Here is a 19321-nt window from a genome sequence, read left to right on the forward strand (position 1 = left end):
ATGCGGCCGCCCGCAGGCGGCCACCGGGGGCAATTAAGCTACAGCGTCTTCCGCTACTGCTTGTTTTTGCAGAGCCAATTTGGGATCTACAAACTCGTAACCCAATACGTCGGCTACGGCTTGGTAGGTCACCATGCCAGCGTGAACATTCAGGCCTTCCAGCAGGTTGGAATCGTCCAACAGTGCCTGCTTGGCGCCTTTGTTTGCCAGGGCTACCGCGAAAGGCAGGGTGGCATTGTTCAGGGCCATAGTAGAGGTGCGAGCTACACCACCGGGCATGTTGGCAACACAGTAGTGAACCACACCATCAACTACGTAAGTAGGCTCTTGGTGGGTAGTCGCCTTGGAAGTCTCGAAACAACCGCCCTGGTCAATAGCAACGTCAGCTACAACTGCGCCTTTCTTCATACGGCTGATAATGTCGCGGGTCAGCAGTTTGGGGGCTGCCGCGCCAGGAATCAGAACCGCACCAACAACCAGGTCAGCTTCCAGTGCGTGCTTTTCAATAGCATCGTTAGTGGAGTACTCAGTGCGAACCGCACCACCGAAAATATCGTCCAGCTGACGCAGACGCGGCAGGGAACGGTCGAGGATAGTAACGTCAGCACCCATACCCAGGGCCATCTTCGCTGCGTTAGTACCAACAACACCACCACCGATAATCAGGACTTTAGCGGGAGCTACACCGGGAACACCGCCGAGCAGTACGCCGAGACCACCCTGGGCTTTTTCCAGGTGGTGGGCACCGCACTGTACAGACATACGACCGGCAACTTCAGACATAGGCGCCAGCAGAGGCAGGCCGCCGAAGCGGTCGGTTACAGTTTCATAAGCGATGCAGGTAGCGCCGGACTTCACCAGCAGCTCAGTTTGTTTGGGGTCTGGAGCCAGGTGCAGATAGGTGTACAGAACCTGCCCAGGGCGCAGCATTTCGCACTCGTGGGGCTGGGGCTCTTTTACCTTGACGATCATATCGGCAGTGGCTAAAATCTCTTCCGGAGTATCGATAATCTTGGCGCCGGCTTGAACGTACATCTCGTCGGGGAAACCAATAGCGGCACCACCATCCTTCTGTACGATCACTTCGTGGCCGTGGCCAACCAGTTCGCGAACACTCGACGGCGTCAGGCCAATACGATACTCGTGGTTCTTAATCTCTTTAGGGACGCCAATCAACATTTTCCTTCTCCTCGCTCTGTGCGCTCGGTACTGCCTTAATCAAATAGGAGTACCTAATTTCTATGTTTTCCCCAGTATAAGAACAGATAAGAAGTGGATATTTAGTAGATTTTTGATAAAACTAGTGGAATCCACTATACAACCTATCGCCAAGTCTACTTTTTGACCATGTCGACCAATTCGGAGTCAGCAGTTATGCGCAAACGTGCGGGAGAGCTAAGCACTATCGACCGGAACATATTGCGTGTTCTACAAAAGAATGGACGAACCAGCTATGCAGAGCTGGCCCGACAGGTAGGTCTGACCGCGACCCCCTGCGTCGAGCGAGTCAAACGCCTGGAAAGTGACAATGTTATTCAGGGCTACACCGCCCTGATCAACCCGGAGTACCTTGATGCTGCCCTGGTGGTTTTTGTGCAGATCAGACTGAATCGATCCGCACAGGACGCCTTTGAGGAATTTCGCAATGCCGTGGCCGCCCTGCCGGAAGTGCAGGAGTGTTACCTGGTATCGGGGAATTTCGATTACTTAATCAAAGCCCGGGTGGCGGATATGAGTGCCTACCGTAAGTTCTACGGTGAAACGCTTTTGACACTGCCGGAGGTGCAGGAGTGCACCAGCTATGTGGTGATGGAAGAAGTTAAAGAGACACTGGAAGTACCGGTTCACTACAACCGATAGCAGGATAGATCGATGAGTGGCCACAGCCACTCATCTGCATAAACCGGCAATCAGTATTGAATGCCCAGTTTCCGGTAAATAAAACCAATCACCCAGGCTGGGCCGATCAACAGGAATTGTAAGTCCTTAAAGAAAGAGGGTTTCTTGCCTTCGATATGGTGACCAATAAATTGGAACACCCACATGATCACGAATAGGGCCAGTGCCGTCTGCCAGATAGGCACCCCCAGCCGCTCTAATACCGACCAAGCCCACAAACACAGAACAGTTAATCCCGTCATTCCCAGGGCAATGGGAAACGACATCGCGAAATAAAACAGAAGAATCGGGATTGTCACCACGACAGCCCAGTTCAGCCAGGGAATTGTCGCCATAAATTCCGGCTGCGGAACTGCCCACAAAAGTCCGGCCACAGTTGCATAAATTACGGGAACAGCAATCCAATGAATGGATTTGTTGATCGGATTCTGATGACTCTCACCATACTCGGAAAACCACTGCTGGGCACTGCGCATGACAATCTCCTCATTCTTATATTGTTATTGTCAGAGTAATAATAATCCCCAACCCATGGATATCAATCAATGGCCGAAAATACCACGAGGCCTACAAAACGTGGCTTTTAGCGCCTAACGTAGGCATCCAACTGGGATAGATAGAGATCCGCCATCGATTTATCGAAACAACAGAATACAACCTGCTGCGGCGCCCCCTCCTTCTCCTGGAATTGCTGCACCTGCTCTACAGCCACCTCTACAGCCAGCGCCGGGGGGTAGTCGTAAACGCCACAACTGATCGCCGGAAAAGCAATCGAGCGCATATTTTCGCGCCGAGCCAATGCCAGGCAGTGCCGATAACAGCTGGAGAGCAACTCGGGCTCACCCAAACTGCCGCCACGCCAAACTGGCCCAACCGTGTGGTAGATACGTTTTACGGGAATAGAATAAGCGCCAGTGGCGCGTACTTCACCAACAGGACAGCCGCCCAGACTGCGGCAGGCCTCCAGTAGATTGGGCCCCGCTGCGCGGTGTATGGCCCCATCGACACCACCGCCTCCCAAGAGACGGCTGTTGGCAGCATTGACGATTACATCGACGTGCAATCGAGTGATATCACCGAGATGAACTTTGATCACTCAGCATCTCCAACCGCTATTTGAATAATTGCTGCGGATGGAAATCCATTTCACTTCACAACAGTCGCACCTTTGCCAGAGATGCGTCCCTAGCGCGGCTGGTCTGTCTCGGCCCGATCGAGTCGCTCGGGCTCAAGTCCTGCCCTGCCCCCTCAACCAAGCAACTTGCGGTGCTGTGAGGCAACGGCTTCCGGGCACTTCGTCAGCGCGCTCACTAACACGATAGCAGCTGAAGAGAAAACAAAACCCGGCAACAGCTCATAAACATCAAAAATGCCACCGGAGAGTTGCTCCCACACCACAACGGTGAGGCCGCCAACGATAACACCGGCAATAGCGCCACTACCGGTCATACGGGACCAGTAGAGACTGATCAACAACGCCGGGCCAAAGGCGGCACCCAGGCCAGCCCAGGCGTAACTCACCACATCCAGAACCTTGGAATCCGGGTCCATCGCAATCCACACAGCGACCAGTGATAAAGCAACCACCGCCCATCGCCCCACTTTCACCATGGCTTCCGGAGTGGTCTCACGCCCAAACCAAACGTGGTAAATATCCTCCGCCAGTGCAGCCGAGGACACCAACAGCTGGGAATCTGCCGTACTCATAATGGCAGACAAAATCGCCGCCAAAAGAACACCGGCAACTAGCGGATGGAACAGCACCTGCACCATTTCCATAAACACAGTTTCGCCATCTGGCAGACTCTGCTGGATTTCCAGGTGGGCAAACAGGCCTACCGCCATTGCACCCAAGAAACCGGCCAGGGACCAAACCGCCGCCACTGTCGCCGCAACCGGAATATCGTTAGGGCTGCGCACCGCCATAAATCGCGCCAAGATATGCGGCTGGCCGAAGTAGCCCAGTCCCCACGCAAGGGAACTGAGTATCGCCACCAGGCTTAAGGTTTGCCCGGTGTTATCGGTCATCCAATGGGTCAGCTGTGGCATCTCCGTTTGCAGGCGAGTCCAGCTGGCAGAAAAACCACCCTGGTCAGAAATAACAACGAGAGGCACCGCAATCAGCGCCGCACTCATCAGCAGTCCCTGGAACACATCGGTCCAGGACACCGCCAAAAACCCGCCAAACAGCGTGTAAGAAATAACGGCAACCGCACCGATAATCACCGCCCAGCGATAATCCCAGCCAAACACCGTTTCAAACAATTTGCCGCCGGCAATCAGACCCGAAGCCACATAGAAAAGGAAAAATAGAAGGATGAATATCGCGCAGACGGTGCGCAGATAGGGGTGCCCCATCTTAAACCGACGATCCAGATAGGCTGGCACCGTCAGGGAGTCGTCCAGCTCATAGGTGTAGATGCGCAGGCGCCGGCCCATTGTCACCCAGCTCAGAACGATGCCGGAGAAAAGGCCAATTGCGATCCAACCGGCAGAGAGCCCCGCTGCATAGGCCGCGCCAGGCAAACCCAGAAGCAGCCAGCCACTCATATCCGAGGCTCCGGCAGACAGGGCCGCCACAGCCGGCGGCAGGGAGCGTCCGCCGAGGAAATAGTCGCTGGCATTTTTCGTACGCATGTAGGCGTAAATACCGATAACAACAATCAACGCCAAATAGGCGACAAAAGTAAGGGCGATCAGCCACTCGGCGGCCATAAGGGATTCCTTCTGATCAAAGTGGGGTGGTACTTGGCGCGGGAATAGTCTGCGTTTTCCTGCTCAATTTTTCAGCGCATTGAGCTATGGAAAGAGCACCACCTAAAAATTGTTATGTTTATTGCGCGTAAATCTACCCATAAGGTGGCGCCGACTCAATCAGCAAACTACATATATGTTGGATACAACTACAGAAAAAAAGACAACACTATGGGCATTTGTCTGGACGAGCTCCGACTCCAGGTTATCCGTCCAACCCTCAAGCACTTGAGAGCCTGGAGCCAGGGCATGGAGAATCTCCTTCTGGGAACCGCTGCCCAGGAGTCGCAATTGGGCTTCCACCTCAAACAGGGACGGCGCCACGGGCTGGGTATTTACCAAATCCAGCCCCACACTCATCGGGAAATCTGGGATCAATACCTGATCGATCACCCAAGCCTCGCCTCAAAAGTGCGAGGGCTAGCGAGCCAGCGGGATTTTCTCGATCACCCCCACAGCGAATTGACCACCAACCTGCGCTATGCCACAGCTATCGCCTGGCTGATTTACAGGTCGGCCGAAGTCCACAAGATCCAGGACGAGGAAACCTCAGACGTGGCCAATATGGCGCGCCTCTGGCATCAGCACTTTCACCACGGGCCCAGTGCCAGTCCCCGGGACTTTGAATGCAGTTACGCGCAACTGGTCAGCGGTGCAGATCCTACAGATTCAGCGCCTCGATATACTGGGGCTCCACTTCCTGAGCATCCTCAGGCTCCCAAGAATTCACCTGGCGCTGGATTGAATGGTCAGGACGCTCGACAGCCGACGGCTTAGAGCGATCCAGTTCCAGACTCTCAAAATCGTAGAGGTCCCTGTCCGCCAATTGTGACGGGGACACCCGGGTAATCGCGGCGAAAATATTCTCGCTGCGGCCTGGGAATTTCTTATCCCACTCCCGCACCATCTGCTTGATCGCCTGGCGCTGAAGGTTCTCCTGGCTGCCGCACAGGTTGCACGGAATAATCGGGAACTGCTTGTACTCGGCGTACTGGGCGATGTCCTCTTCGCGGCAATAGGCGAGCGGACGAATCACGATATTGCGGCCATCGTCGGCGCGCAGTTTGGGCGGCATCGCCTTGAGGCGACCACCGTAAAACATATTCAGGAAAAGGGTCTCGACGATATCGTCTTTGTGATGGCCCAGTGCCACCTTAGTGGCGCCAATTTCTTCAGCAAAGCCATACAGGGTGCCACGGCGCAGACGGGAGCAGAGCCCGCAGGTGGTCTTGCCCTCGGGCACCACTTCCTTCACGACCGAGTAGGTATCTTTCTCGACAATATGGTGAGGAACACCCAGGGACTGCAGGTATTCCGGCAGGATATGCTCGGGGAAACCCGGCTGTTTCTGGTCCATATTGACCGCCACCAGTTCAAAGTTAACCGGCGCTGTCCTCTGCAAATTCAGCAGCACGTCCAGCATGGCGTAGGAATCCTTACCGCCGGACAAACAGACCATAATCTTGTCGCCCTCTTCAATCATGTTGAAGTCGGCGATGGCGCGGCCCACATGGCGGCGCAGGCGCTTTTGCAGCTTATTAAACTCGAGCCGCTCGCGGCGGTTTTCCAATTCGGGCATGGTGTCTCTCTAACTCATTCGCGACCAGTGACCGGGCCCAGAGTACCGGCACAAAACCTTAAACTTTGGGACCAGAGCCAGGCTTTCCTGTTCCTGGGGGCGCGATTGTACGCATTTCGATCACGGAGTACACGACTCACCAGCCGCCTTCTCCCCCAACAGAGACTTCACGCAGGGCCAGACATGATCCAGCAGGGCCGGCTGCGCCTTGGCGGTGGGGTGGATACCGTCGGATTGCATAGCGCCCTGCTCCAGGGCCACGGTTTCCAATAAGAAAGGCACCAGGGCGACCTCTTCGGCCTTGGCCACTTTGGGGAATACAGCGGCAAAAGCCTCGGTATAAGCGCGGCCGTAGTTGGGCGGGATACGCATCCCCAACAGCAGGACTTCGGCCCCGGAATCTTTAGCCAGCTTGACCATCTGCTGCAAATTGCGCTGCAAACTTTGGGGTGGGTAGCCGCGCAGACCGTCGTTACCGCCCAACTCGACAATCAGCCACTGGGGATTGTGCTCTTCCATCAGGCGCGGCAGCCGGGTCAGGCCGCCTGCGGAGGTCTCCCCACTGATGCTGGCATTGACCACCTTCACCGGGCGCCCCTTCTCCTGCAAGCGCTCTTGCAACAGGTTGACCCAGCCCAACTCCTCATCGATACCGTAGGCTGCACTTATGCTATCCCCTAATACGAGCAGAGTGCCGGGCTTGTTGGCACTCAGTGCCAGATTGGGGACCGACAGCATCAGCACCAAGCCGAACCGAGTCAGTAACTGCCGAAAAAAGGCTGTTGTCATGTCATACTCTCCAAAAATCTCGCGTATCCGCAAAGGGAATACAGTATGTCCGCCATTCTCACGGCAGAAAACCTCTATCACAGGGTCTCCACCAGCGAAGGGCCACTGACCCTATTAAACAATATCTCCCTGAAAGTCGCCCGTGGCGAGAGCCTCGCTGTGACAGGGGCCTCAGGTTCCGGCAAGTCCACCCTGCTCGGCCTGCTGGCAGGATTGGACAAACCTACCGAGGGCAAGATCTGGCTGGCGGGGGACGAGATCACCGCCATGGACGAAGAGCAGCGCGCAGCAGTGCGCGCCCGCTGCGTGGGCTTTGTATTCCAGACTTTCCAGCTGCTACCCGGCCTTACCGCCCTGGAAAATGTGATGCTGCCGAGCGAATTGCGCGGTGAGCGGGGCGCCGCCAAGCGGGCGGAAGAGTTTCTCGCCCGGGTGGGCCTGGAACAGCGACTGCGCCACTACCCGCGCCAGTTATCCGGCGGTGAGCAACAGCGGGTGGCCATTGCCCGGGCCTTTGCCAGCTTTAGCAGCAAAGATGCCATCCTCTTTGCCGACGAACCCACCGGCAGCCTCGACGCCGGCAACGGCGCCAAAATTATCGACCTGCTGTTTAAACTCAACGAAGAGTCTGACACCACCCTGGTGCTGGTGACTCACGAACAGCGACTGGCAGAGCGCTGTGCCTCCCACCTGCATATGTCGGCCGGTGCCGTAGATTCCTACGCTCCCCTTATCGACGGGGACAACCTGTCGGAGGTGTCCGCCTGATGCTGCCACTCAGACTGCTGTTCAGGGACTGGCGCGGTGGCGAGTTAGCGCTAATTGCCTCAGCCCTGGTTTTAGCTGTTACCTGTGTCACTGCGATCGCCCATTTTACCGACCGCCTTACCCGCGCCATGGAGCAGCAATCCCTCACTTTCCTGGCCGCAGAGCGGGTGCTGCGCAGCAGCAAACCCGTGGATAGCGCATGGCTGGAAGAGGCCGACAAAAAGGGATTGGAACAGGGCCAGATAGTCCAGTTTTCCTCCATGATCTCCGCCAACGACCAGTTCCAATTTGTCTCGGTCAAAGCCGTCGACAAAGGCTATCCATTGGTGGGGCAACTGGAAATCAGCAAGGCCCAGGGCGGCCCTAGTGAAGTGGCACCACAAGGACCTCCCCCTGGAGAAGCCTGGGTGGAGTCCCGCCTTCTACCTTTGATGGGAATCCAGCTCGGCGATCCTATCGCCCTCGGCGACACCCAATTAAAAGTGACAGCCATACTGGAGCGGGAACCCGACCGGGGCACCAGCCTGTTTGATATGGGCGCGCGAGTATTAGCCAATACCGCCGACCTGCCCGCCGCAGGTGTGATCCAGCCCGGCAGCCGAGTGCGCTACCGCTACCTGTTTGCCGGTGATGACCAAGTCCTGAAGGATTACTTTGACTGGCTCAAACCTCAACTGACTGAACATCAGCGGATACTGGACCTGCGCGAAGGCCAGCCCCGTGTTGCCTCAGCCCTGGATAGAGCCGAGTCCTTCCTGTTTCTCGCCGCCAGCCTGGCTGTACTGCTCGCCAGTGTCGCCGTCGGCCTGGCAGCAAGGCGCTACGGACTGCGCCATGGCGCCTACGTAGCCGTAATGAAAAGTCTCGGCGCCGGGCGCAATAAAATCCTCGGTATCTACCTGGAGCAGCTGGCCGCCCTCACCCTGATTGCCACTGCTATCGGGCTGGCACTGGGCACCTTTATCCAGAGCCAGGCGGTCAACCTGATGGAAGGGTTCTTCCCGGTTCAACCCCCGGCCACCAGCTGGAGCCCACTGCTGATTGGACTCGCTACCGGCCTCGCCTGCGCCCTGGGCTTTGCCCTGCCACCGCTGTTCCGTTTGGCGCGTACAGACCCGATGCAAACCTTGCGACATGACTGGAGTAATCCGGACAGACGCGAATGGCTCGGGCTGATTCTCGGCCCCAGCGCCATGCTGCTCCTGATCTGGTGGCTTTCCGGCAGCCTGCTTATGACACTCGCCCTGTTTGTCGGCATGCTCCTGTTGGTAGCGGGCAGCGCCCTGGTTAACCGACTCCTGGTGCGCGGCAAATTGGCTTCCCTGGGGGGCGCCTGGCGCATTGCCCTGGGTAGCCTGCAACGCCGAGCCGCGTTCAACACTTTATTGATTGCCGCTTTTGGCACCGGATTATTGGCCATGCTGGCCATGGTCTTTGCCCGCACCGCCCTGGTGGACGAATGGCGGATGCAATTACCGGAAAAAGCCCCCAACCACTTTCTCCTGAATATCGCCCCCCACGATGTTCCAACCATGGAAAACATGCTGGCAGAGGGCGAGGTAAGCAGCACCGAGTTTTACCCCATGGTGCGCGGCCGCTTGGTAGCGATTAACGGTGTTTCGATTAAAGAGAAGAAAGATCGTCCCGGTGGCGTTCGCCGGGAGTTAAACCTGAGCTACACCGATACCCTGGCACCGGACAACCGTATCCTGGAAGGCGAGTGGTGGGACAAGGCCAGCGAAGGTGTTTCCGTAGAAGTGGAGCTGGCAGCCCAGCTGGAACTGTCACTGGGAGATCAATTGCGTTTCTCTATCGGCGGCCTCGAAGTAGAAGCCCCGGTAGCCAGCTTCCGCTCGCTGGACTGGAACAGCATGCGCCCCAACTTCTATATGATATTTGCACCGGGCACTATCGATGATTTCCCGGCTACCTATATCACCAGTTTTTACCTCCCACCGGAGGACAAGCTACTGGTCAACGACCTGGTTCGCGCCTTCCCCAGCGTCAGCGTGATAGAGCTGGATAAGATCATCCAGCGTATCCGCGACACCATTAACCAGGTGTCCTTTGCCATCGAATCGGTAATGGCCCTGATGCTGGTTGCCGGGGTCCTGGTTTTAATCGCCGGTGTCCGCGCCAGTATCGCCGAGCGATTGCAGGAAGCGGCAATTATCCGCACACTGGGAGGCCGCAGGCGCTTGTTGCTGAGAAGCCTGATACTGGAATTTGGCCTACTGGGTTTTGCCGCCGGTTTGCTCGCGGCTATCGGTGCGGAAGCCACCTTGGCCGTGCTGTCTTATTGGGTCTTTGAACTGCCGGTGATATTGCACCCAGTCCTTTGGCTAACCGGACCACTCACCGGTGCAGTACTGGTGGGCACCGCCGGTACCCTGGCCTGTTACAGCTCGATCAGCCAGCCCCCGCTCAGAGTACTGCGCGAACTGGCCTAACTGATGATTATCGGCTCTTGAGAATAAAGATTTAGTTTTTATGGACCTGGATTTCGATCGCAAACATATTTGGCACCCCTACTCCTCCCTGATCGACCCGCCTCCGGTATACCCGGTGACGCGGGCCGAAGGGGTACGTATTTACCTGGAAGACGGGCGCGGCCTGATCGACGGTATGTCCTCCTGGTGGAGCGCCCTGCACGGCTACAATGTGCCCGAGCTAAACCAGGCCATGCGCGATCAGATGGACAAAATGTCCCATGTCATGTTCGGCGGTTTAACTCACGAGCCCGCAATCGAGCTGTGCAAGAAATTAGTGGAAATCACTCCAGCCGGCCTCAACCGGGTATTTCTTGCTGACTCCGGTTCAGTGTCTGTGGAAGTGGCTATCAAGATGGCCGTGCAATACTGGCACTCCCATGGCAAGCCCGAAAAGAACCGCCTGCTGGCCCTGCGCAACGGTTACCACGGTGATACTTTCGGGGCCATGGCCACCTGTGATCCAGTCACCGGAATGCATCATTTGTTTGCTGAGCATCTGAACCAGCACCAGTTTGCACCCGCTCCGCAAACACCATTTGGTAGTACCTGTAGTGACAGTGATATCGCCGAACTGCGCCAGCAAGTGGAAGAAAACCGCGATCAACTCGCTGCGATTATTTTAGAGCCCATTGTCCAGGGCGCCGGCGGCATGCGTTTTTATTCTGCCGATTATTTGCGCCGGGTGCGCGAACTCTGCGACGAGCACAACGTACTGCTTATCGCCGATGAAATCGCCACCGGCTTTGGCCGCAGCGGTAAAATGTTTGCCTGTGAGCACGCCGATATCACCCCCGATATCCTCACACTGGGCAAAGCCCTCACCGGCGGCACCATGACCCTCGCCGCCGCCCTCTGTACCGATAAAGTAGCCGAAGGTATTTGCAGCGGGGAAGCCGGTGTGTTTATGCACGGCCCCACTTTTATGGGCAACCCCCTGGCTTGTTCCGTCGCTAACGCCAGCATCCAATTGTTACTCAACAGCCCTTGGCAGGAGCGAGTAACCGCAATCGAGCAACAGCTGACCGAACAGCTAGCCCCATTAAAATCCGCACCGGGTGTCACCGATGTTCGAGCCCTAGGAGCAATTGGCGTGGTGGAAATGCGCGAGCCGGTAAATACGGCCAAAGTGCAGGAAGCCCTAATCGAACGCGGAGTTTGGCTGCGTCCCTTCGGCAAACTGGTCTACGCCATGCCGCCCTATGTGATTTCGGAAGAAGACCTTAGCCAATTAACTTCGGCAATGGTTGATGTACTGGGAGAGATTTCCTAGCCTCCGTACCAGTTAATTTGTGAAGCCGGTCTCAATAATCCCGAACTAACCGACTCATCCTATAAATAACCCTCTCTTTGCTACCGCGAAGAGAGGGTTAACAGATCAAATTCCATAACACGGAGGCGCCACTTCCGGGCTAAAAACCTCCGTTGCCCCTCCCCTGCGCATCCTTTCCAGATTCAATTTTCTTATTCCTTACAAATTTCGATCAGCTTGATCGCAATTTTTACGCGAAGTGTTTTGAGCACCTAAAAATTCCTGTATCATGAATGTTAATGATAGTTATCCTCATTTACGATAGCGATCAAAGTGGCCAGAATGATCACTGAAAAATGTTAGGCATTCACCTCGCCCGATCAATGCCTTATCAACCCTTAGCGTTTGGGCGTTAGAGAGGAAAAATGAGAACTTTAATTGCGTTACTTTTTGCTGTTACTTTTGCTACCACTGCTCAAGCTAGCCCCGCATCAGACGAAAAGCCCATCCAGCATCTCAAAGTAGCGGACGTTACTTCTATGAAGGATGCCAAGAAGATTTTCATTGAGAAAACAGCAGAAATTAAAAGCAAGCAAAAGCTGAATCCTGCTGAACTTCACCAGATTCATGTCATCACCTACACCCTCGAAAAAAGTGTTGAGTACTTCGCTGAGAACCTGAAAGGTGAAAGACAGAAGCTTGCAAAAGACATCGCCGTTGTTGTGGAAAATATCCACATTAACTCCGAAAACAACCGCCCAGAAAAAACCCGCAAGGATCTGAATCACTACTTTAAATTAGCAGATAAGTTTGAAGCTGGATTTAAGCATAAACATCACTAATACAGAGCATTCCCGAGCTTAACCAGCGGGCTTAATCGCAGCGATTGGCTCGACTGAAAGCGCTAACTAACAGTAGTTAGCGCTTTCATAGCAACACCACCCCGCTACAATCTCGATCAACTTCTCAACGATTCCCACTGACCAGATTTCCTTCCTGTCTGATCCACACATAAATCTCTTCGCGGTGTACTGGCAGGGATTTTGGAGCAATTATTCCTATCTTTACCTGATTGCCCTTAACTTCTAATACAGTGATTGAGACATTCGCTCCAATCCATAAGTTTTCGCCTGTACGGCGCTTTAAGATCAACATATTTTTTTCCTACTGATATTCAAACCATAGGTAGACCTTCCACAATTGGAAGTTCGAATAGAAATGTTTTGAGTAACTGCGAGGTGGTGCGCGAGAACGGTAGGCATAGAAAAAGAAAAGGCAGACGCAACGCCCCCAGGGCCTGGGGAATCTCTCCAAGCCGCTGATTGTGCTCCACTTTATTGAAGACGAGCGGGTTTCTAGCGTACTATGCATATAGCCATCTTGATAGGACTGTTATCAATTTGGTTAGCTGGCCCCAGGTGTTCCAGCACCTTGGGTCAGCGCCTTTTACTGTTTCTTACTTCACGCTACCGTTCTCCTTTGAAGGTTGGTTTTTAGAAGATTCTTGGGTTCTTGATTCTCTCGATACTCTTGAACCGAGCTGCTTTGATTATTGCCTTTAGATAGCTTCTTAATCGCGGCCAAACTACCAATAAATATCTATCGATTTTACGTGGCTTTGACACTAAAACAATCCTAATAAAATCTAATAAGATTATTTTTGTGCCTATATTTTTCATAAATTGAGATATGTTGACGGGCAATATCATTGCAGCGACTTTTGAAGCCACTGATTAAAAGCTGAAAAGAGTCCTCAATAAAGGAAGTCACATCCAATATATAAAGAGTGAGCGAAGACAGCTTTCGGTTAGTTCTGGACGAGACCTAAAATCCAAATACTCTGTATCAAACGTCCGATTAGTTTTGGTTTTGTCGTAGTAGCTTTAAGCGTTTATCGAATAAAGAAAAGTAACTCTTACAGAAGTTTACTGTGTCCCCACCTACTTCGACACCTTCCCCCGAAATATCACCAGCCCACAAACGTTAGCAAGTGATAACTTAGGAGTTTATGATTATCTTGCCCTTATATTAAGGAACAAGAACATACGCATAAAGATTTCTTTTAGATCAATAGGTTACAGGCCAGACTTGAAATCTGGATAGCAGTCAAAGCGATCATTTTCATAGTTTGCACGAACGTATAAGATTGCATTAAGCATTTAAATTAAAATGAAATTTTTTGCTGCGGCGTAGAAATTGATTATAAGATAACAATCATAATAATAGTGGTCATGACTGATTACTATATAAGTGTTAAGTACTAAAAGGAAATTGGTATGTACCAATATTATAAGGATTATTTTGAAGGGACTGAAGATAAAGACGCACACTTCTTTGAAATAGCTGCATCCCCTTATGAATCTATGTTTTACTCTGAATCAAAGGTGTTCGGCACTGGTTCTCACAAAATACATATAGTCGATCAATTTTGTGGAAAGAGGCCAGCTCTTTTTAACCACGACTTTTGCACAAGTGATAATGAATTAAAACTAAAGTTTTGGTGCTCTATTACTCTAGACTCCAATGTGGTAAGTCTACTTCATCAGTATGTCACCAACAGGGAGTCTATGAAAGATGGGCAGCGTGTAGCGACACATTCATTTCTGGCTCATCTGTCTGAGGTCAATTGCGATTATAGTCCAATCTTCTATGTAATGGAGTCATTCTTTAAATCGGATGAATCTGAATTTTATGAGAATGTGCCAAAAGCTTTGGCATCAATATTAAAACTTCATTCAATGTGTGAAAGCACCTTTGTCAGCAAAGGATTGATATCAGTTAAAGATAAAGAAACCAAACATTACTTTGACCTGTATGAAGCAAGTGATTATGAAGGTTGTGGCTTAAATTGGGCTAAAAAGATTGTCAAGAATATAAAAGACACTGATATCGAGTACAAAATAAAATTAATATATTCCTGCCTTTTAAAAATGGTCTTAATTAAGTTTGAAGATAATAAGGGTGTTTACAAGAAAAGCGAAGCTTTTGAAAATTTTATGATCAACGACCTTGGTGTCAGGTTAGCTAGAGAATCGAGTTTGGCTATATATTACTTCTGCAATTTGGCAGGAAAATTTATAAACACTCAGACCAACATGGCTGCTGAAGATGCTAAGCATGACTTAAAAGCTACTGCTTGGGATCTTTATCTTCTCAAGCTACCGGAACAGCTACTAACACCAAATCATTTGCCTGAGCTAAATACTGCTTATGTAGCAACTTCTGAGGTAAAGCTCTACGAAATAGGCAAGTTATTTGATATCCAACATTTGGCATGCCGCACAGATGATGATGGAACCGGCATGCCTGTATTAAGTTTCGATATGGTCGATATAGGAGAAAAGGTTGGTGACAAAGCAGTAACTAAGCTTTTAAAGAGGAACGAAGAAATATCGTTTCAAAGAATGTCTAGGGAACCGATAAAAAATATAAATCCATTCAAGCTAGATAATTTGATTGACGACCTAGAAAGACAGCTCTCATACTTATGTACCTAAAATAATTAACAAACGCATCAAATAGGACGCTCGCAAGCTCGGATCTATTACGCGGGTATTATACGGCATTGAAATCACGTTCACGTGTAACTTATGCGGGCTAAGCAAATTAAATAATCATGAGTTCATGATTATCGATCACTAAAAGGAGTAAATATGTCTGGTTGGCATGTCACGGAGAATGATATAAAAAACTGGACTGCGACAGATAAGCGCAGGTCAGAAGAGTTACTTCCTCGGCTTATATATAAACTTATACTGGCTTCATCAAATCCAACAAAAATTAATTTTCCATTTGGGGACTCTGTATCCACCGGTGGTTGGGATGGCGAGCTTGAAGTTGATCAGGGTAGTCTATTTGTACCATCGGGATTGTCAGCTTGGGAGTTTGGAACCGATAAAAGTGTTAACTCTAAAGCTAATGATGACTATGAAAAAAGAACCAAGGATCCTGACCCATTTGATAAAAAAAACACTACCTATGTTTTTGTAACATCGAGGCATTGGAAAGATAGATCAAAGTGGGAAGCCGAAAAAAACCTTGAAGAAGAATGGGGTAGTGTAAAAGCAATTAATGCAAAATTTTTGTGTGACTGGCTAGAGCAATGCCCGGCGGTACATCGTTGGTTTGCAGAGTTAATCGATAAACGATGCCCTAATTTATGGGATATTGAACAAAGCTGGTCAAAGTTTTCGAATATCACAGAGATTTCACTTACTGATGATTTTTTCCTTCATAGTAGGGATGAGCAAGCCGATCGCTTAAAAGATTCTTTAATGGGTGGCCCTGCCAGTTATGCAGTATGTGCCAAGTCTATTAATGAATCTCAGGGTTTTATCCTTTCAGTCATATTAAATGGTGATTCATTAAGCTCAAAATTTCTAACAGTACTCGACCAGTCGGCTTGGGATGATATTGCTTCATCTAAATCTCCGCTCATATTGATGCCTATTAATTTTCAACCAAACGGTGTCGGTGACGCAGTTAGTAATGGACACACTGTTATTCTGCCTGTGGATGAATCAAGCCAGCAGACCCCTCTTATTCGTTTGGAAAAGAGGCCTCGATTGATTCAGCAGGAGGCAATACAAAAGCTCGGTTTTAACGATAGCCAAGCCTCTAAGCTATATTCTGATACTAAAGGCTATTTGGAACCTCTGCTGAGACATGAAATTTTAAGGCCTCGTGAATATATTGCGCCAAAGTGGCCAACAGAAGTTGATGTAGATGTTTTGTTTGCAGCATTTTTTGCTACAGAATGGAATTCAAATAATGATAATGACAAGGATATTTTGTCCGCTTTATCAGGAATGAATTACAATCAGCTTGAAAGTCAACTAGACAAACTTTCCAGTTATTCTGATACGCCTATCCGTAGAGTTGGTAGGATTTGGCAAGTGATATCTAAGATTGACTATTGGCTGAACATAAGAGGTTTAATGTCCGTGTCCCATATCGATAGGCTTGGTGACATTTGCGGCAAAGTAATAGGAGATATTGATCCATCGTATGATATGGATTCAAATGAAAGGTGGATGGCTTCTGTCAAGGGAAATACACCAAAATATTCCGGGTTATTAAAAGGGGGGATAGCCGATACTTTAGCATTACTATCAACTTATAGTGATGATCATGCATCTCAGCTTGGTGGGGTGTCCGTAAAGAATAAGATTGATGTATGGCTGAGCCACCTTTTCAATGAAAATAATACGACAGAATTTTGGTATTCACTTGGAAAGTCCACATCATCTTTGGCGGAAGCTGCGCCAGACGTTTTTCTAGATGCGGTAGATAACTCCTCGTTAGGTGAAAATTCACCATTACTCGGCCTATTTAACGCGGAAGCCGAAGATAGTTTTGCAGGCGGCTGTTATCACTCTGATCTTTTATGGGCCTTAGAAACTATATCCTGGAATAAAAACTACCTAACTAGAGTCTGTCAGGCTTTAGCGAGGCTTTCAGAAATAGACCCTGGTGGCAGATATAGTAATAGGCCATTTTCCTCCTTAGTCAATATTTTTATTGGCTGGATAACATATAGCTCCGCTACGCATGATGAACGGGCCAATCTAATTAAAGAAGTTCTTTTAAAACAGTATTCTGAAGTTACCTGGAGGTTGATGAATGAATTATTAGTTGGTAGTGCTAGATCGTCAAGTGGGTTATCTAGTCCAGATTATCAAGATTGGGCTGAAGGGGTTGATGAATCCACAAAACAAAGCGATTACTTTTCATACATCGGAAGGATCGTTGACATGATAATCGCTGAAGCTGACAAAGATATAGACAGCAGATACATTGATCTCGCGAGTAACTTTGATTCCTATACCATTGCTCAACGCGAAGTTATCATTAACAAATTACTGTCAGTTAATATCGATATGATATCTGACGAGTCTCGCAAAGAATTACTTAAACACTTAAGGGACTTAATCTCTAGGCATAGAGAGTTTTCAGATTCAGATTGGGCATGGCCAGATGAAGTAATAACCAAATTAGAAAAGGTATATCTGCACCTTGATTTTGAAAGCCCAGTACTCAACGCGAAATATCTTTTTGATGATCATTGGCCCGATTTGATTGACCCTACAAAAAGAAAAGAAGTGCCATATAATGAAAGACAGGAATACTTAGATTCACTGCGAGTTGAAAAACTAGAGGATTTATACGATGAGTCTGGGATTGATGGCTTTAAAGAGCTGTTAGAAAGTTGTAAATTTCCTCGCCTAGTAGGTCTCTCATTATATAAATCTAAGATCAAGGATTTTTTTATTGATGAGTTGGTTGTTTGGTTAGGTCAAGATGGTGGCTATCAAGAATGTGCAAATGGATATTTTTCAGCAATGGCGCACTCTGATTTTGCTGGTGCCAAGAAAATTCTTAGCGATCATCACTTGATGAATGAAATCATTAAAAGCCAATTATTAGTAAACTTCCCTGTTTTTCAAGAAACATTCGATATTCTTGAAGAGTGTGATGGCTCTGTAAAAGAGAGTTATTGGCAGAAAGTTGCATATTACTTTGTTCAGGATAAAGATTCGTCCTTGGTCGAGTATATTTCTAGCAATCTGTTAAAGAATGGAAGGCCTCTAGCAGCCATTGATGCCTTTGCCCAATCGCTTCACAGGGGAACCAGTGCGGGAGATATGAATGCCAAGCTTGCTTATCAAATACTTATAAAAGTAGCTACTAACGCTGAAGATATAGATAGGGTTTCAATACAGAGTGTAATTCATGATATCACCCGGACGATAAAGTTTATTCAGGATTCTGGCCAGTGCAGTGATGAAGAAGTGATGCAGGTTGAATGGCTATATGCAAAAGCATTTCGCCATCATGATTTCTCTCCAACTTTTATTCATAAGTCAATTGCAACAAATCCATCGAACTTTATTCAATTCATAAAGTGGATGTGTTTAAGGAAAGATGGCATTGAAGAAGAGGAGACCATGCAGGAAGGACAAGCCAAACAAGTAGCTGGTGCCGCATGGGATATACTCAATTCTTTACACCTTTTGCCAGAAGATGATTTTACCGACGAGTGGGTTTCACTGGCTAGAGAACAGTTAATAGAATGCGGCAGGTTAGAAATTGGGGACTTGTATATAGGGAAATACCTATCCAAGTGTCATTCAGATGAAGAAGATGGTATATGGCCTAAAAAATCTGTTAGAGATGTTATAGAATCTCTAAAGAGTCAGTCTTTTGAAGAAGGTATAATCAATGGAAAACTAAATTCCAGAGGGATTACCACAAGGCATCCATATGCTGGTGGACAACAAGAGAGGACGTTGGCTGATCGATATCAAACGGACTCAGAATCAGTGCAGTTGATTTATCCACGAACAGCTAAAATATTAAGGGAACTTGCAGATCACTATCGTTCAGATGCTAATCGTCATGACCAAACAGTAGATTTGGATTAGCTAAATTTTCGGTAGACACTTAAATCGAGTAGCCGGTAGTTTCTAGCTACTGGCCCCACACCAACCATCTTGCAAGTCCGCAATGGGCAACAAGAGAACCAACCCTAGGACACTCACAGATTGAAAGATGAGATCGGAAATAGTATAGGCCTTCCACCTTAACGGCCATTTCTCCTGGCTTGGTGTAGGGCAAGGTGAAATGCTGAAAAATAAGATTTAGATTTGAAAATTACGTGATTTTGGCCAAACCAGAAGGAACAGCATCTAAAGGTTTGGAGGGAATTAGTGGGGCATTGCAGTAAGGAAACGTTGGCAATCGCCTATGCCATTTACCCAGCGTTTGTCGCATCAAGAGAGATCTATGATG

General features: G+C 49.6%; 15 protein-coding genes. 8 read left to right on the top strand and 7 right to left on the bottom strand.

What is annotated here, in order from left to right; all coding sequences use genetic code 11:
- Positions 1 to 33 precede the first annotated feature (33 nt).
- Complete coding sequence (ald, locus tag ACJJI3_RS10965; protein ID WP_444942454.1) at positions 34 to 1179, bottom strand: alanine dehydrogenase; 1146 nt, start codon at positions 1177 to 1179, stop codon at positions 34 to 36.
- Between the two features lie 195 nt (positions 1180 to 1374).
- Here ald and ACJJI3_RS10970 point away from each other — a divergent pair, with 195 nt between their 5' ends.
- Positions 1375 to 1860 (top strand): Lrp/AsnC ligand binding domain-containing protein, encoded by a 486-nt coding sequence (locus ACJJI3_RS10970; RefSeq protein ID WP_282931670.1) that lies wholly within the window; start codon positions 1375 to 1377, stop codon positions 1858 to 1860.
- A gap of 50 nt (positions 1861 to 1910) precedes the next feature.
- Here ACJJI3_RS10970 and ACJJI3_RS10975 read toward each other — a convergent pair whose 3' ends face one another.
- From ACJJI3_RS10975 to putP, 3 genes are all read right to left on the bottom strand, one after another.
- On the bottom strand, positions 1911 to 2375 hold the full coding sequence (locus ACJJI3_RS10975) for an Mpo1 family 2-hydroxy fatty acid dioxygenase (protein WP_108732210.1): 465 nt from the start codon (positions 2373 to 2375) through the stop codon (positions 1911 to 1913).
- Between the two features lie 107 nt (positions 2376 to 2482).
- Entirely contained in the window at positions 2483 to 2995 is a 513-nt protein-coding gene (locus tag ACJJI3_RS10980) for an O-acetyl-ADP-ribose deacetylase (RefSeq protein ID WP_444942455.1), read from the bottom strand.
- Between the two features lie 152 nt (positions 2996 to 3147).
- A complete protein-coding gene (gene putP / locus ACJJI3_RS10985) occupies positions 3148 to 4614 on the bottom strand; it encodes a sodium/proline symporter PutP (protein WP_282931667.1) in 1467 nt (488 codons plus the stop codon).
- 210 nt (positions 4615 to 4824) lie between these two features.
- Between putP and ACJJI3_RS10990 the strand changes: the two genes are divergently transcribed.
- Complete coding sequence (locus tag ACJJI3_RS10990; protein ID WP_444894819.1) at positions 4825 to 5430, top strand: hypothetical protein; 606 nt, start codon at positions 4825 to 4827, stop codon at positions 5428 to 5430.
- Here ACJJI3_RS10990 and ttcA read toward each other — a convergent pair.
- Both ttcA and ACJJI3_RS11000 read right to left on the bottom strand, forming a co-directional pair.
- Positions 5315 to 6232, bottom strand: a complete 918-nt coding sequence (ttcA, locus tag ACJJI3_RS10995) for a tRNA 2-thiocytidine(32) synthetase TtcA (protein ID WP_444894820.1) — start codon at positions 6230 to 6232, stop codon at positions 5315 to 5317. The genes ACJJI3_RS10990 and ttcA overlap by 116 nt on opposite strands.
- A 120-nt stretch (positions 6233 to 6352) precedes the next feature.
- Positions 6353 to 7021, bottom strand: a complete 669-nt coding sequence (locus ACJJI3_RS11000; protein WP_282931664.1) for an arylesterase — start codon at positions 7019 to 7021, stop codon at positions 6353 to 6355.
- 45 nt (positions 7022 to 7066) lie between these two features.
- Here ACJJI3_RS11000 and ACJJI3_RS11005 point away from each other — a divergent pair, with 45 nt between their 5' ends.
- The 4 genes from ACJJI3_RS11005 (at position 7067) to ACJJI3_RS11020 (ending at position 12372) form a co-directional block, all read left to right on the top strand.
- Positions 7067 to 7789 (top strand): ABC transporter ATP-binding protein, encoded by a 723-nt coding sequence (locus tag ACJJI3_RS11005; protein WP_413664779.1) that lies wholly within the window; start codon positions 7067 to 7069, stop codon positions 7787 to 7789.
- Positions 7789 to 10239 carry an ABC transporter permease gene (locus ACJJI3_RS11010; RefSeq protein WP_444942456.1) on the top strand — a complete coding sequence of 817 codons (2451 nt, stop codon included), beginning with the start codon at positions 7789 to 7791 and terminating at the stop codon, positions 10237 to 10239. The genes ACJJI3_RS11005 and ACJJI3_RS11010 overlap by 1 nt, the downstream gene beginning before the upstream one ends.
- Positions 10240 to 10279: 40 nt before the next feature.
- The gene (gene bioA / locus ACJJI3_RS11015) at positions 10280 to 11551 is read left to right on the top strand and encodes an adenosylmethionine--8-amino-7-oxononanoate transaminase (protein WP_444942457.1); all 1272 of its coding nucleotides are present in this window, start codon (positions 10280 to 10282) and stop codon (positions 11549 to 11551) included.
- Positions 11552 to 11955: 404 nt separating this feature from the next.
- A complete protein-coding gene (locus tag ACJJI3_RS11020) occupies positions 11956 to 12372 on the top strand; it encodes a DUF6746 family protein (RefSeq protein ID WP_444942458.1) in 417 nt (138 codons plus the stop codon).
- A 124-nt stretch (positions 12373 to 12496) separates the two neighbouring features.
- Here ACJJI3_RS11020 and csrA read toward each other — a convergent pair whose 3' ends face one another.
- Positions 12497 to 12685, bottom strand: coding sequence for a carbon storage regulator CsrA (gene csrA, locus ACJJI3_RS11025; RefSeq protein ID WP_444942459.1), 189 nt, complete (start codon positions 12683 to 12685; stop codon positions 12497 to 12499).
- A 1121-nt stretch (positions 12686 to 13806) separates the two neighbouring features.
- Here csrA and ACJJI3_RS11030 point away from each other — a divergent pair.
- Entirely contained in the window at positions 13807 to 15027 is a 1221-nt protein-coding gene (locus ACJJI3_RS11030) for a hypothetical protein (protein WP_444932508.1), read from the top strand.
- A 156-nt stretch (positions 15028 to 15183) separates the two neighbouring features.
- Positions 15184 to 18954 carry a hypothetical protein gene (locus tag ACJJI3_RS11035; protein ID WP_444942460.1) on the top strand — a complete coding sequence of 1257 codons (3771 nt, stop codon included), beginning with the start codon at positions 15184 to 15186 and terminating at the stop codon, positions 18952 to 18954.
- Positions 18955 to 19321 lie beyond the last annotated feature (367 nt).

It is taken from the genome of Microbulbifer maximicatervae (SeqCode) (assembly GCF_052466985.1).